The sequence below is a fragment of the Rummeliibacillus sp. SL167 genome (assembly GCF_007896505.1).
Taxonomy (GTDB): Bacteria; Bacillota; Bacilli; order Bacillales_A; family Planococcaceae; genus Rummeliibacillus; species Rummeliibacillus suwonensis.
On record NZ_VCBM01000001.1, the window covers coordinates 1,782,369 to 1,797,056 of the forward strand.

Annotated in this window: 13 protein-coding genes; all 13 read right to left on the reverse strand. The window is 38.7% G+C overall.

What is annotated here, in order from left to right; all coding sequences use genetic code 11:
• Window positions 1-14: 14 nt before the first annotated feature.
• The 13 genes from rpsP to sdaAA all read right to left on the reverse strand — a co-directional run bounded on the left by rpsP (window position 15) and on the right by sdaAA (window position 14,687).
• Entirely contained in the window at window positions 15-287 is a 273-nt protein-coding gene (rpsP, locus tag FEZ13_RS08025; protein ID WP_146552139.1) for a 30S ribosomal protein S16, read from the reverse strand.
• A 107-nt stretch (window positions 288-394) separates the two neighbouring features.
• Window positions 395-1,750, reverse strand: coding sequence for a signal recognition particle protein (ffh, locus tag FEZ13_RS08030; RefSeq protein ID WP_146552140.1), 1,356 nt, complete (start codon window positions 1,748-1,750; stop codon window positions 395-397).
• An 11-nt stretch (window positions 1,751-1,761) separates the two neighbouring features.
• Window positions 1,762-2,097, reverse strand: a complete 336-nt coding sequence (locus tag FEZ13_RS08035) for a putative DNA-binding protein (RefSeq protein WP_146549391.1) — start codon at window positions 2,095-2,097, stop codon at window positions 1,762-1,764.
• A gap of 255 nt (window positions 2,098-2,352) precedes the next feature.
• Window positions 2,353-3,555, reverse strand: a complete 1,203-nt coding sequence (gene ftsY / locus FEZ13_RS08040; protein WP_146552141.1) for a signal recognition particle-docking protein FtsY — start codon at window positions 3,553-3,555, stop codon at window positions 2,353-2,355.
• Window positions 3,556-3,569: 14 nt separating this feature from the next.
• Window positions 3,570-7,139 (reverse strand): chromosome segregation protein SMC, encoded by a 3,570-nt coding sequence (gene smc / locus FEZ13_RS08045; RefSeq protein ID WP_146552142.1) that lies wholly within the window; start codon window positions 7,137-7,139, stop codon window positions 3,570-3,572.
• A gap of 2 nt (window positions 7,140-7,141) precedes the next feature.
• Complete coding sequence (gene rnc / locus FEZ13_RS08050; protein WP_146549394.1) at window positions 7,142-7,903, reverse strand: ribonuclease III; 762 nt, start codon at window positions 7,901-7,903, stop codon at window positions 7,142-7,144.
• Window positions 7,904-8,037: 134 nt separating this feature from the next.
• Complete coding sequence (locus FEZ13_RS08055) at window positions 8,038-8,274, reverse strand: acyl carrier protein (protein ID WP_146549395.1); 237 nt, start codon at window positions 8,272-8,274, stop codon at window positions 8,038-8,040.
• 58 nt (window positions 8,275-8,332) lie between these two features.
• The gene (gene fabG, locus FEZ13_RS08060; RefSeq protein ID WP_146552143.1) at window positions 8,333-9,079 is read right to left on the reverse strand and encodes a 3-oxoacyl-[acyl-carrier-protein] reductase; all 747 of its coding nucleotides are present in this window, start codon (window positions 9,077-9,079) and stop codon (window positions 8,333-8,335) included.
• Entirely contained in the window at window positions 9,080-10,024 is a 945-nt protein-coding gene (gene fabD / locus FEZ13_RS08065) for an ACP S-malonyltransferase (protein ID WP_146552144.1), read from the reverse strand.
• A 40-nt stretch (window positions 10,025-10,064) separates the two neighbouring features.
• Window positions 10,065-11,069, reverse strand: a complete 1,005-nt coding sequence (gene plsX, locus FEZ13_RS08070) for a phosphate acyltransferase PlsX (protein WP_146552145.1) — start codon at window positions 11,067-11,069, stop codon at window positions 10,065-10,067.
• Window positions 11,070-11,645, reverse strand: a complete 576-nt coding sequence (gene fapR, locus FEZ13_RS08075) for a transcription factor FapR (RefSeq protein WP_146552146.1) — start codon at window positions 11,643-11,645, stop codon at window positions 11,070-11,072.
• Window positions 11,646-11,752: 107 nt separating this feature from the next.
• On the reverse strand, window positions 11,753-13,801 hold the full coding sequence (gene recG, locus FEZ13_RS08080) for an ATP-dependent DNA helicase RecG (protein WP_146552780.1): 2,049 nt from the start codon (window positions 13,799-13,801) through the stop codon (window positions 11,753-11,755).
• Window positions 13,791-14,687 (reverse strand): L-serine ammonia-lyase, iron-sulfur-dependent, subunit alpha, encoded by an 897-nt coding sequence (gene sdaAA / locus FEZ13_RS08085; RefSeq protein ID WP_146552147.1) that lies wholly within the window; start codon window positions 14,685-14,687, stop codon window positions 13,791-13,793. The genes recG and sdaAA overlap by 11 nt, the downstream gene beginning before the upstream one ends.
• Window position 14,688: the final 1 nt, after the last annotated feature.

Here is a 14,688-nt window from a genome sequence, read left to right on the forward strand (position 1 = left end):
AAGGCCACCTCCGATTATTTACCGAATTTAGAGTTATGGAATTTTTCCATGATTCCTTGTTCTGAGAACAAGTTACGTACAGTATCAGATGGTTTCGCGCCATTTGTTAACCAAGCTAATGCTTTTGCTTCGTCAATGTTGACTTCTGCTGGAGAAGTTAATGGATTGAAAGTACCGATTGTTTCGATTGAGCGACCATCACGTGGTGAACGTGAGTCAGCTACTACGATACGATAGAAAGGAGTTTTTTTTGCTCCCATACGTTTTAAACGAATTTTAACTGCCATTTTTTAATTGCACCTCCGAATAGTTTCACACAAGATAGTATAATAGCAAGTTTTGAATTGTTTGTAAAGTGTTTTTTCTTAACACACTGTATTTTAGCTTAAATTTTTTATTTAAACAAGGAATCTAGTCCAGGAAGCTTCATTTTTTTCTTTCCTTTTTGTGTCATTCCAGTCATCTGTTTCATCATTTTTTTCATATCTTCAAATTGTTTTATAAGACGGTTTACCTCTTGAACAGATGAGCCAGATCCTTTCGCAATACGCTTTCTGCGACTTGCATTGATAATTTCAGGATTTGTTTTTTCAGCTGGAGTCATCGATAAGATAATCGCTTCAATATGACCAATTTGTTTATCATCGATCTTGGCATTTTCAAGCCCTTTAATTTTATTTGCTCCTGGTAGCATTTTTAAAAGTTCATCCAGTGGTCCAAGCTTTTTCACTTGACTCATTTGTTCAAGGAAATCATCTAATGTAAAGGTTTGCGTTTTGAATTTTTCTTCTAACTCTTTGGCTTTTTCTTCATCGACTGTTGCTTGGGCCTTTTCAATAAGCGTCATCACATCGCCCATCCCAAGAATTCGAGATGCCATTCTTTCAGGATGAAATGATTCAAGTGCATCCATTTTTTCGCCCATCCCAACAAATTTAATCGGTTTTTGGGTAACAGAACGAATAGATAGTGCAGCACCACCACGAGTGTCACCATCAAGCTTTGTTAATACAACGCCAGTGATGCCCACCGCTTCATCAAAACTTTCAGCGACATTTACTGCATCTTGCCCTGTCATGGCATCGACTACTAAGAATACTTCATCTGGCTCTTTTAACGCACGAATATCTTTTAATTCTTGCATCAGCTTTTCATCGATATGTAATCGACCAGCAGTATCAATCAATACAACATCATAGTGTTCTTCTTTTGCTTGTTCTAAAGCTTGTCGTACAATTTCAACAGGTGAAATATCCGTACCCAAAGCAAATACTGGTAAGGATAATTGTTTTCCTAATGTTTGTAACTGTTGTACTGCTGCTGGACGATAGATGTCAGCGGCTACGAGTAATGGCTTACGGTTATATTTTTTACGCAATACATTGGCTAGTTTGCCGGTAGTCGTTGTTTTACCAGCCCCCTGCAAACCGACCATCATAATAACAGTAGGTGGTTTGGTCGCGAATTTAATCGGACTTTGTTCCCCACCCATTAATTCTGTTAGCTCATCTTTTACAATTTTAATGACTTGTTGTCCTGGTGTTAAACTTTTCATAACATCCTGACCTACAGCACGTTCGCTAACTTTCTTCACAAAGCTTTTTACGACTTTCAAGTTAACATCGGCTTCAATTAATGCAAACCGAACTTCACGCATCATTTCTTTTACATCTTGTTCGGTTACTTTACCTTTGCCTTTAATCTTGTTAATCGTCCCTTGGAGTCGCTCCGCTAAACCTTCAAATGCCATGATGCCGCCTCCTAATCATATTGCTTTAACTGCTCAATCAACGATAACTGTTCTTCCCTGTCTGTTTGAACATCTGTTATACTTTTTGTAAGTTTGGCAAGTATTTGCTGTCTGTTTTGGAATTTTTCGAAAAGTTGAAGCTTTTCCTCATATTCTTCAAGCATTGCCTCTGTTCTACGAATGTTATCATAAACTGCTTGACGCGAAATATTGTAAGTTTCTGCAATCTCTCCAAGCGAAAGATCATCTAGATAATAAAGTTGCATATAACTACGTTGTTTTTCCGTCAATAACGCTTGATAAAAGTCAAAGAGAAAGTTCATGCGTGTTGTTTTTTCAAGTAGCATATCGAAACCTCTCCTTTTTTACATACTCTCTTGTATCATAAAGACAAATATTATTCCCGTCAAGTAAAAATACTTGTCTATTTTGAGAAAAAGCTATGCAAAAATAAAAATAGTATGGTAGGAGTATAAAATGTTTCCTTAGTAAAAGACATTTTAGTCATCCTATCATGCTATTTTTAATCTACCGGTAGGAATTTCAGAGCTTTGCGCAAGAAGTAAGAAAGCTACTAAAAAAACTATATGATTAAATCCACTTCATTCATCTTCTGTTTTAGCTAATTGCTCATCTATTGCATCGGCGAATAAGCCATATACGTAGCGTTCTGAGTCAAATGGTTGTAGATCATCCATTTGTTCTCCAAGGCCAACGAATTTTACTGGAATATGCAACTTGTTACGAATGGCAAGTACAATACCACCTTTTGCAGTACCATCTAATTTGGTCAACACAATCCCTGTGACATTTGTCGCTTCTTTGAAAATTTGTGCTTGTTGTAGCGCATTTTGTCCTGTAGTGGCATCAAGCGCCAGCAAAACTTCGTGTGGAGCCGACGGGATTTCCCGGGAAATGACACGATGAATTTTTTCTAGTTCTTTCATCAGATTAACTTTATTTTGCAAACGTCCCGCCGTATCACAAATTAAAATATCTGCTTTTCTTTTTTTAGCTGCACGAATAGCATCATAGATGACTGCCGCTGGATCTGATCCTTCCGACTGTTTAATCACTTCAACACCGACACGATCTCCCCACACTTGTAGTTGGTCGATGGCACCAGCACGAAAAGTATCCCCTGCCGCAAGCAAGACATCTTTTCCTTGTTGTTTGAAACGATGAGCTAGTTTGCCGATTGTCGTTGTTTTCCCTACGCCATTAACACCGACAAATAAGATCACTGTTAAATCTCCTTCTTGGATATTTAACTCTGTTATATCCTTTTCTCCCTGTTCATAGATTTCTACTAGTTTTTCAGAGATTAGCGCTTGTATACCAGCTGTGTCTTTAATGTTTTTACGTTGTACTTCAAATCGTAGCTTATCGGTTAATTCCATAACCGTTTCTATACCAACGTCTGCTTGAAGCAATAAATCTTCAAGCTCTTCAAAAAATTCTTCATCTACGTGACGATAGCGTGCTACTAAATCATTCACCTTTGAAGTAAATGATTGACGCGTTTTGGTTAAACCGGATTTGAATTTTTCTGTAATAGAGAAAGCTGAGAATCCACGTTTACTTTTTTTTTCTTTTTCAGATTCCACAACTTCCTGTTGAACTTCTGCTTCCAATTCTTCATCAGTTGAATCAGTTGAATTGTCTTCAGTCGTATCTTCTACTAATTTTTCAGTGGGGTGCTGCTCATCAGTTATCTCTTCTTCTACCACTTCATCTAAAAGCTCTTCTTGCTCCAGTTTCGTTCCACCCATTAACTTTTCTTTCATACGCTTTAAAAAGCTCATATCATTCCGCTCCTTTACCCTAACGATAGAACAGGTTCTTCCTCTTCTAATTTAACAGATACTAATTTAGAAACACCAGACTCCTGCATAGTAATCCCATACAAAACATCTGCACCTTCCATCGTCCCTTTACGGTGAGTAATGACGATGAATTGTGTTTCAGCACTGAACTTTTTCAAATATTGACTATAACGAGCCACATTGGATTCGTCAAGAGCTGCCTCTACTTCATCGAGGATACAGAATGGAACGGGGCGTGTTTTTAAAATGGCAAACAATAGTGCAATTGCTGTTAACGCTCGTTCCCCACCTGATAATAGGCTAAGCCGTTGGAGCTTTTTACCTGGTGGTTGTGCAACAATTTCAATACCCGTTTCAAGCATATTATCTGGATCCAGTAATTCTAAATCTGCATGGCCACCACCAAATAATTCTCGGAATACATTTTGAAAATGTTTTCGAATGTCATAAAATGTCTCACTAAAGCGATTTGTCATTTCTTCATCCATTTCGCGAATCGCTTCATGCAATGTTTCCTGCGCTTCCAGCAAATCATTTCGCTGATTCGATAAAAATGTATGACGTTCAGAAACTGTCGCATATTCTTCAATCGCACTAATATTGACAGTCCCTAATTCTGTAATAGATTGCTTTAACAATTTAACTTTTCTTCTTGCCGCATCGACATCCATATCAAGCGATGGCTCAAGTAACGCCTCTTCAAATGTCAATTCATAGTCATTTTTAAGTTGTTTTGCTAAGTTCTCTTGTTCAACATCTAGTCGATTCAGCTTCACTTCATAATTGCGTAGTCCATCAAGAAGTCCTTGATGGACACGCTGTAATTCTTTTAATTCGACGTCTATTGCGTCAACCTGTTGCTGAATTTCTGTACGTTGTTGTTTTGTTTGTTCAACTGTTTGAATAAGTTCTTCTCTTCTTTTTTGCAACGCAATGATTTTTTCAGCAATTTCCTTTTCTGATGGACCATCTAGATCTCCACCATTCATCAACCATTCTATTTCGCTCGAGATATTTGTAACTTCCTCTGTTGCTTGTTCCAATTGAGAGTTCGCATCCGTCACTGTTGATTTTAGTTGGGACACCTGTTCATTTAAAACAGCCAGTTCAGAGCGTTTTAATGCATAATTTTCTTGTAAAACATCTCGCTCTAATTCACTTTGTTGTTTTAAAACATTTAATTCCTCAACGGTTTGATTGATCTCCTCTAGCTCTTTCGCCAATTCTTCTTTGCGGCGATTAAAATCTGCTAGTTGAGCTTCTAATGTTGTTTGACGACCTGATGCATCCTGTTGCTCATCACTGAACATGGATATTCTTAATGATAAACGTTTTGTAGTAGTTTCTAATTCATGATGACGAGTACTCAACTTGATCTCTTCAGCACGAATTTCTTCACCTTCTAAACGCAACCGCTCAAGAAGTGCTGATTTTTCTGCTACTTGTTTTTTCCATCCTGCAACTACCGTTTCCGCCTTTTCTATAGAGAGCTGCATTTGAGCAAGTTGCGAAGTAAGACTTTCAAGTTCTGCTTTACGGCTAAACAAAGATGCTTGCTGTTTGACAGACCCACCTGTCAATGAGCCGCCTGTATTGACAACATCACCTTCTAAAGTAACGACCCGATAGCGATAACCACATGCTTTGGCTATTTGTGAAGCACCCTGCAAGTCTTTTGACACTAGAACATGACCAAGTAAATTTTCTGCTATGGTTCGAAAAGCAGGATCGAAAGTCGCTAGTTCATCAGCTGTATTGATAAAGGATGGATGATTAGCCACCATTTGTAAAACATTTGCAGGGATTTTACGAGATTTCATCACATTTTTAGGTAAAAATGTTGCACGTCCGGCATGTTGTTGTTTCAACCATGTAATCGCATGACGCGCATCCGCATCTGTTTCAGTCACTACATGTTGCATCGCTGCACCTAGGGCAGTTTCAACAGCTCGAGCATATTCACCATCGACATGGATCAATTCTGCGACTGCTCCATGAATACCATGCAATTGCTGCTTTTCACGTGCAATCAGGACAGCTTTTACCCCTTGATAGAATCCAGAAAAGTCAGCTTCAAGTTCTGCAAGTGTTTCTTGACGAGATTTCATCTGTTGTAAGTGCTGATAACCTTTAAAAAGCATTGCCTGTTGATTATCATATTGTTTTTTAGCATGCTGTACATCTTGTTGGCATTTTTTATATTCTTCAAGCTTTTGTGCAACCTTTTCTTCAATCCTTTGTAGCTTATCAGCGACAATTTGTTGCTCATGCTGTAATTCGTTTAGTTCAGTAGCCATTTCTGTTGACTGACTTGAGATTTTCACTGAGTTTTCGGCTTGCTCAGATAATTGTCTTGTAATATTTTTGATTTCGTTTTTTACCGTTGCTTCTTCATTTAGACGGTCAATGTAAGTATCTTTCCATTTATTAATCTCTGCTTCGATTTCAGAAGTCGAGCGATTCAAGTTATCTTCTAATTGTTTCACGGTTTTCTTTAAATTTTGAAGCTCTTGTTGGCGTTCTACTAATTGCTTCTCTCTATCTATTTTAGCTTGTTTCCAACTATCACTGGAACTTTTAGCCTTTTCCAGAGATTGTTTAAGTTTTGTCAATTGTGTCGTAGCATTCATGCGTTTTTCAGCCATTAACACTTTACGTCCTTCAAATCGTTCAACTTCTGCACTGACATCGACAAGTTGATGTTGTGATTCATCCAGTAAATGATCTAGTTCACTTAAATGTTTGCGATACATTGTAATATTGGATTCTTTATCAGCGATTTGAGCAGCTTGAACCTGTTCTTTTGTAAATAGATCTTGCTTATCCTTAACGATTTTCTCCATCGAACGATTTATTTGTTCCATATCATATACTAAAACCGCAATATCAATGTCCTTTAGTTCATTGGACATTTTCAAATAATCTTCAGCTGCTGACGCTTGAATATGTAATGGTTCGATACGTTTATCGAGCTCATGTAATATATCCAAAACTCGATTCAAGTTATCGTCTGTTTCAAATAATTTATGTTCTGCTTTTTGGCGACGCTGTTTATATTTCAGTACCCCGGCAGCTTCTTCAAAAATTGTACGCCGATCATCTGGACGGCTATTCAGTATTTCATCAACTCGTCCTTGAGAAATAATCGAGAAAGCCTCTTTTCCCAATCCCGAATCTAAAAACAATTCCGTAATGTCTTTTAACCGACATTGTTGTTTATTGAGCAGATACTCACTATCCCCAGAACGATAGACACGACGAGTAACGCTTACCTCATTATATGGGATTGGTAAGCGTTCCTCTTCATTGTCTAAAATTAAGGATACTTCTGCAAAGTTAAGCGGTTTGCGCGAATCACTTCCGGCAAAAATGATATCTTCCATTTTTGAACCACGAAGTGACTTAGCTGATTGTTCTCCGAGTACCCATCGAATCGCATCTATCACGTTACTTTTGCCACTACCATTTGGACCTACAACAGCTGTAACGCCCGGTACAAAGTCTATACCTATTCGATCGGCAAAAGATTTAAAACCAATCACTTCAAGCCGTTTAAGAAACAAAATTAACCCTCCTGATCATTTGCTAACTGTGCTTTTAAAGCACGCATAGCGCATTGTGCTGCTTTTTGTTCTGCTTCTTTTTTCGATTTACCATTTCCTACTCCAAGTTCTTGATTATTTAACAATACTTGAGAGACAAATGTTCGGTTATGTGCTGGACCATTTTCTTTAATGATCTCGTAATGCAATGTACCAGAATTATTTTGTTGCACCATTTCTTGTAATTGACTCTTAAAGTCCATCACATGTGAAAATGCGCCGAGCTCAACTTTTGGAAAAACAACTTGTTCCAAAAAGCCAACAACTGTTTCTAAACCTTGGTCTAAATATAAAGCACCTATAAATGCTTCGAAACAATCCGCAAGTAATGCTGGACGTTCACGACCACCTGTAATCTCTTCCCCTTTACCTAATAATACATATCTGCCAAAGTTTAATTCATTAGCAAAAATCACTAGGGATGGCTCACAAACCATTGCTGCACGCAATTTTGTTAGTTCACCTTCAGTCATTTTGGGAAATTTAAGGAATAAAAATTTAGAAACAGTTAGCTCAAGCACAGCGTCTCCTAAAAATTCAAGACGTTCATTATCTTCAAAAAGTTTTCTACGATGCTCATTCACAAAAGACGAATGTGTAAAAGCATTGTATAACAAATTCGGATTATCAAAGTGCAACTTCAATTGATCCTGTAATTCAACAAATTTTAAACGTGCCTGCTCTGAAATTGTGCCATTTTTTGGTGAGAGTCCTTGTATTCTCATTTTTATCAACCTTCTTATTTTCCATTTGATACATCCTTTAGTTTACCTTTTTCTTTTACATTGTGCAAAAATAAAAAGATAACTTCCCCCACCGGCTAGTAGGGGAAGTCTAAGTATTGTATGTTATACGTGAATTAGCCGATTTTGCTTTCGATAAAGCTTACTGCATCACCTACAGTAGCAATTTTTTCTGCATCCTCGTCATCAATTTGCATATCAAATTCTTCTTCGAATTCCATTACTAATTCTACTACATCTAATGAGTCCGCACCTAAATCATCACGGAAAGAAGCTTCTAGTTTCACTTCACTTTCGTCAACACCTAAACGGTCAACGACAACTTTTGTTACACGTTCTAATACTGTTGCCAAATTGTTCACCTCCCCTCAATGATTATATCGAAATCTAGTATATAAGAATAGTTAAAATTTACATAACCATTCCGCCATCAACATGCAGTGTTTGCCCCGTCATATAGCTTGCATCATCAGAAGCTAAAAATGCGACAACTTTTGCAACATCTTCTGGTTTACCTAACTTTGCTAATGGAATTTGGGAAAGCATTTGCGCTTTAATCTCTTCCGGTAGCTCTTCCGTCATTTCAGTGTCGATAAAACCTGGAGCAACTGCATTAACATAAATATTACGAGCAGCTAATTCTTTTGCAGCGGTTTTAGTAAGACCAATAACACCTGCTTTTGCAGCAACATAGTTTGCTTGACCTGCATTTCCTGCGACTCCCACGATGGAAGCAATGTTGATAATACGACCAGCACGCTGTTTCATCATTTGACGTGCAACAGCTTTTGTACAAAGAAAAACACCTTTTAGATTGGTGTTCATCACAGCATCCCAATCTTCTTCTTTCATACGCATTAATAAGTTATCACGCGTAATACCAGCATTGTTCACTAAAATATCAAGTGAACCATAGGTTTCGATAGCCTGCTTCATAAGTTTAGCGACATCATCTGGATCAGCCACATTTGCTTGAACAGCAATGGCAGCGCCACCGTTTGCTTCTATTTCAGATACAACTTCTTGTGCTTTTGCCTGATTGCCACTATAGTTTACAACAACTTTAGCGCCAAGTTCGGCTAAATGCAATGCGATTGCACGCCCAATTCCTCTTGAAGCACCTGTAACAACGGCTACTTTATTTGATAAGTTTGCCAATTAAGCCCACTCCTTCGCTGCTTCCAGCACTTGATTAAATGTTGCCTCGTCATATACACAATATGTTTTTACTTTACGATCCACTTTTTTCACAAGTCCACTTAGAACTTTACCAGGACCACATTCAATAAAAACGTCCACTCCTTCAGCAAGTAAGGTACGAACAGAATCTTCCCAAAGAACAGGTGAATACAATTGTTCAACCAGTAGATTTGAAATAACCGAACTTGCTGTAACAGGTTGTGCATTAACATTTGCAATAACCGGAATCACAGCGTCTTGCATTTGAATCTCCGATAGCATTTGTTGAAGTTTACTAGCAGCTGGACGCATCAATTCTGAATGGAAGGGACCACTAACAACTAAAGAAATCACTCGTCTTGCACCTGCTTCTTTGGCTTTTTCAGAAGCCATTTCAACACCTTTAGCAGTACCAGAAATGACAATTTGTCCTGGACAGTTAAGATTAGCCAGTTGTACGACTTCACCATTTTGTGATACTTCATCTGTCACTTGTTTCAGTTCATCACGTTCTAATCCAAGGACAGCAGCCATTGCGCCTTCGCCAGCAGGTACTGCTTCATTCATGAAAATCCCTCGTTTATGTACTGCTTGAACACCGTCAGCAAATGTCATCACACCTGAAGCTACAAGTGCAGCATATTCACCCAAGCTATGTCCTGCCGTAAAATCAGGTTCGATTCCAGCTCTTTTTAACTTGTCGGCAATCATTACACCTGTAGTCAATAAGGCTGGTTGCGCATGATAAGTTAAGGTTAACTCTTCCTGAGGACCCTCTAGCATCAATTTTGATAATTCAATTGCTAAAAGTTGATCAGCTTGATCATAAAATTCCTTACATTCAGGTTCATTTAGTACGAATTCTTGACCCATTCCTACCACTTGTGAACCTTGCCCTGGAAAAATAAAAGCAATTTTAGTCATTTTCATTCCCCTTTATATCACAACATAAAATATGTCTAGATTATTGTTCACTGTCATTCTGTTTTGCATTCGTAATCGTTTGATCGATTGTTGGAATAACATTGTGCTCAACCATTTGACGAGCTTGACGAATAGCACTTGCAAAAGCTCTCCCATTAGAAGAACCATGTGCTTTAATGACTGGCGCTTTTAAACCAAATAGTGCTGCACCGCCATATTCTGTATAATCCATCTTATTTTTTAGTGCTTTTAAATTGTTTTTCATTAATAATGCTGCCACTTTCGATTTCGTAGAAGCCATAAACGCTTCCTTCATCATTTTGAAGACAGCACCTGCTGTACCTTCAATCGTTTTTAACACCATATTTCCCGTAAAACCGTCTGTTACGACTACATCTGCAGCATGATTTAACAATTCACGTGCTTCAACATTGCCAATAAAGTTTACTGGTGCATCTTTTAACAATGTAAAAGCGTGTTTGGAAAGATCATTTCCTTTTTTATCTTCTGTACCGATATTTAATAAACCAACTGTTGGTTTTTGAATGCCGCGCACTTGCTTCGCATAAATACTTCCCATGATCGCATATTGCACTAAATTTTCTGGTTTTGCATCAGCATTTGATCCTAAATCCAACATATCAAAACCACTGCCATCTAGCGTTGGTAATGTCGTTGATAAAGCTGGACGATCGATCCCTTCAATACGATGTACGATAAATAACCCAGCTGCCATTAATGCACCTGTATTGCCCGCTGAAATACAAGCATCAGCCTCCCCGTTCGCAACAGCTTCTGCCATTTTCACCATTGAAGCATCCTTCTTGCGTCGAACAGCACGAACTGGTTCATCAGTCCCCTCAATGACTTCTTGGCAATCGATGATCGTAATGCGATTCAAATCGTTTAAAAATGGTTGCATTTTTTCTTTCGAACCATATAGTAGAATTTCCAAATCAGATGATACTTCTAATGCTTTATAGACACCTTCAATTATGGCCTGTGGCGCATTGTCCCCACCCATACCATCTACTGCTAATTTCATCTATTTTTCACCCTTACCTTTCGTACGATACATTTCGAATTGCCCCGTAAACACTGTGTTTCCATCGACCGTAGAGGTAACGGTAACAAACGTACGATTTCTATCATTATCTTTGCCCGTAACAACCGCTTTAGATATGACACGTTGACCAGCCTTTACTGGTTTCAAAAAATAAATATCAGAATGTACTGTTAAAGCTAAATCATCATTAATAACAGCAACTGCTAAGGAATTGGCTTGAGCAAATAAATGGTGGCCTCTCGCAATGCCGTTTCTTTGAAAGACATGTTCTTCTCCGACATCAAAGATTGACAGAGCACGTTCATCCAATTCAATATCGATCATTTCGCCAATTACTTCATCTATCGGTAATGTTTTGACCTCATTTTCAAAATTATTGGCGGCAACATCCTTAATCCGTTCCCGTAATTCTGGAATGGATAATTCCATACGATCCAATCTAATCGTCTGAACACTAACTTTAAACTTTGTAGCAAGCTGTTCATCTGTGACGAATGGGTTTTCTTGAATGGTTTGCTGCAATAATAGTTGTCGTTCTTTTTTTGAGTACTTCATATTATTTTCGTCACCCCTTAATATTAGCACTTGGTACTAACATCAGTATATAAATATAAAAAAGAGAATGCAAGTGTTGTTTTTTAGCCTCCCTGCATTCTCTAATATTAATCGATTCTTTCCCCATCAAGAGCTCCCGAAGACGCCAAGTTTTGCCGTAATACTTTATAGTCTTCATCCTGCCAAAATTCAGTAGATTCAATTAGTTTCACTGCATCCTGTCTTGCTACTTCTAATGCTCTATAATCGTGGACTAAATCAGCCATTTTAAATTCAGGTAGTCCGCTTTGCTTTTTTCCAAAGAAATCACCTGGGCCACGGAGTTCTAAATCTTTTTCTGCTAGTCGGAACCCATCATTCGTTTCTGTCATGGAAATCATTCTTTCTTTTCCTTCTTCACTTTTAGGATCCGCAATCAGTATACAACAGGATTGATATTCTCCTCGTCCCACACGACCACGTAATTGATGGAGTTGTGCTAATCCAAAACGTTCTGCATCATAAACGACCATGAAAGTAGCATTAGGAACATTCACTCCAACTTCTACAACTGTAGTAGAAACAAGGACATCCAGTTTTCCTTCACTAAAGGCACGCATCACTTCATCCTTTTCATGGGCAAGTAAACGACCATGCATAAGACCTATTTTAAATCGTCCTTTAAACACAGTCGAAAGCTGTTGGTAGACATCAACTGCATTTTGCACATCCAGCTTTTCGGACTCTTCAATAAGTGGGCAGATCACATATGCTTGTCGCCCATTTGCAAGTTCTTTTCCCATTCGAGAAAGCACTTGCTTAAATTGCTCGTTTTTGACCCAATATGTTTCGATTTTTTTTCTGCCAGCTGGCATTTCATCAATCATCGAAACATCCATTTCGCCAAATGCGGTGATGGACAATGTACGCGGGATTGGTGTTGCAGTCATAAATAGAACATCTGGATTTTCACCTTTTTCTCGCAATATTCGACGTTGTTCGACACCGAAACGATGCTGTTCATCTGTGATCACAAACCCCAACTTTTTGAACGATACATCTGGCTGTATCAAGGCATGTGTACCAATGATAATATTAATTTCTCCATTGGCTAGTCCTTGTAATAATTCTTTTCTCGCTTTGGCTTTAATCGAACCAGACAATAACGCAATTTTTACGTCAAAAGGTCGGAGCCATTCCTCCAATGAAGCTGCATGTTGTTCAGCTAAAATTTCAGTTGGAGCCATTAATGCACCCTGAAAACCAGCAGTTACCGCCGCATATAAAGCAATCGCTGCAACGACTGTTTTTCCAGAACCTACATCCCCCTGCAGTAATCGATTCATGCGCTGTGGTAGTAATAAATCCCGGCAAATTTCATTGACAACTCGTTTTTGTGCATTCGTTAATTCATATGGCAATGAATCAATGAATGTACGAATCTTTTGCAAATCATAATGAATGGCGATGCCGTGTTCCTGTTCTCTGCGATTTTTTCTTAATGCTTGAATCTTCAATTGGAATTGCAATAATTCCTCATAAACAAATCGACGTCTAGCTTGTTTAGCATGATTGGCGTCTTTTGGAAAATGCACACCTTCTAAAGCTTCTGAAATAGGTAGTAACTTATAATCAGCCCTAAGCTGTTCAGGCAAAGATTCTGGAAGCTCATCTTTTGCAATATCTAGTGCTTGTCGCATGAATTGACGGAATTTTTTTTGAGTGAGTTTCCCCTTTAAACTATAGACAGGTTCAAAATCAGCCTGATTCGTTTTAGGTCCAAATGTTACATTACTGCCATTAATGACTTGACGTCCTCGATCCCATTTCCCTGTCACGGTCACTGTAGCACCAGGTGTTAACTTATTTCGTAAGTAGCCTTGATTAAAAAATACCAGTTTAATAAGATGACGTCCTGCTAACATACGTACTTGTAAACGTGATTTATTTTTACCTAGATAAAGGACAGTCGGTTCACTTTCAATACGACCTTCTACTGTTACTCTTTCATTATGCGGTGTTTCTGCCAAATCTTTTAGTCGGAAATCTTCGTGACGATATGGAAAAGTCAAGATTAAATCCTTTACCGTTTCAATCCCCATCAAGTTCAATGCATCAGCAGATGTTTTCCCAACGCCTTTTAAGTCAGATACTGTCGTCAGTATATTAGTCACGATGCACCACGGCCCCACCAAAAATTTTAGCCTCTAAAGCTCTGCCGGTCGGTGTTGCCGCTAATCCACCTTGTGCAGTTTCTTTTAATGCAACAGGCATTGTTTGACCAATGCGGAACATCGCTCCAATCACTTCATCTGTCGGAATACGACTTGTAATACCTGCTAATGCCATATCTGCTGCTACCATTGCATTTGCTGCACCCATCGCATTTCTTTTGACGCAAGGAACTTCAACCAATCCTGCCACTGGATCACATACAAGACCGAGCATATTTTTTAATGAGATTGCAAAGGCATGGGAACATTGGGATGGCGTACCACCAGCCATTTCGACGATTGATGCAGCGGCCATCGCAGCGGCAGAGCCGACTTCAGCTTGACATCCACCTGCTGCACCAGAGATGGATGCATTATTTGCTACGACAAATCCAAATGCACCAGCAGTAAATAAATAGCGAATCATTTGTTCTCTTGTTGGTTTTAATTTATTTTTCACAGCAAATAGGGTACCAGGAACAACTCCAGCAGACCCCGCAGTGGGTGTTGCACAAATCGTCCCCATCGCAGCATTGACTTCATTTGTAGCAACGGCCTTACTTACAGCGTCTAACAAAAGATCGCCTGATAGGCTTTTACCTGATTGAATATATTTTTGTAATAAAGGAGCATCACCACCCGTTAGACCGGTAACTGAACGAACTCCCTTTAGTCCTTTTTCAACAGCTTCCTCCATGACAGTAAGATTACGAGACATTTGCTGCATTATTTCATCCCGACTTCTCTCTGACATCAATATTTCTTGTTCCATCATGATTTCTGAAATCTGTTTATTTCCTTTTTCTGCACGTTCTACCAATTCTCTAACATTTCGAAACAATACGTCCATC

Coding starts and splice junctions, on each gene's coding strand:
- rpsP (WP_146552139.1), bottom strand. CDS start 287: ATGGCAGTTAAAATTCGTTTAAAACGTATGGGAGCAAAAAAAACTCCT.
- ffh (WP_146552140.1), bottom strand. CDS start 1,750: ATGGCATTTGAAGGTTTAGCGGAGCGACTCCAAGGGACGATTAACAAG.
- FEZ13_RS08035 (WP_146549391.1), bottom strand. CDS start 2,097: ATGCTACTTGAAAAAACAACACGCATGAACTTTCTCTTTGACTTTTAT.
- ftsY (WP_146552141.1), bottom strand. CDS start 3,555: ATGAGCTTTTTAAAGCGTATGAAAGAAAAGTTAATGGGTGGAACGAAA.
- rnc (WP_146549394.1), bottom strand. CDS start 7,903: ATGAGAATACAAGGACTCTCACCAAAAAATGGCACAATTTCAGAGCAG.
- fabD (WP_146552144.1), bottom strand. CDS start 10,024: ATGACTAAAATTGCTTTTATTTTTCCAGGGCAAGGTTCACAAGTGGTA.
- plsX (WP_146552145.1), bottom strand. CDS start 11,069: ATGAAATTAGCAGTAGATGGTATGGGTGGGGACAATGCGCCACAGGCC.
- fapR (WP_146552146.1), bottom strand. CDS start 11,645: ATGAAGTACTCAAAAAAAGAACGACAACTATTATTGCAGCAAACCATT.
- sdaAA (WP_146552147.1), bottom strand. CDS start 14,687: ATGGACGTATTGTTTCGAAATGTTAGAGAATTGGTAGAACGTGCAGAA.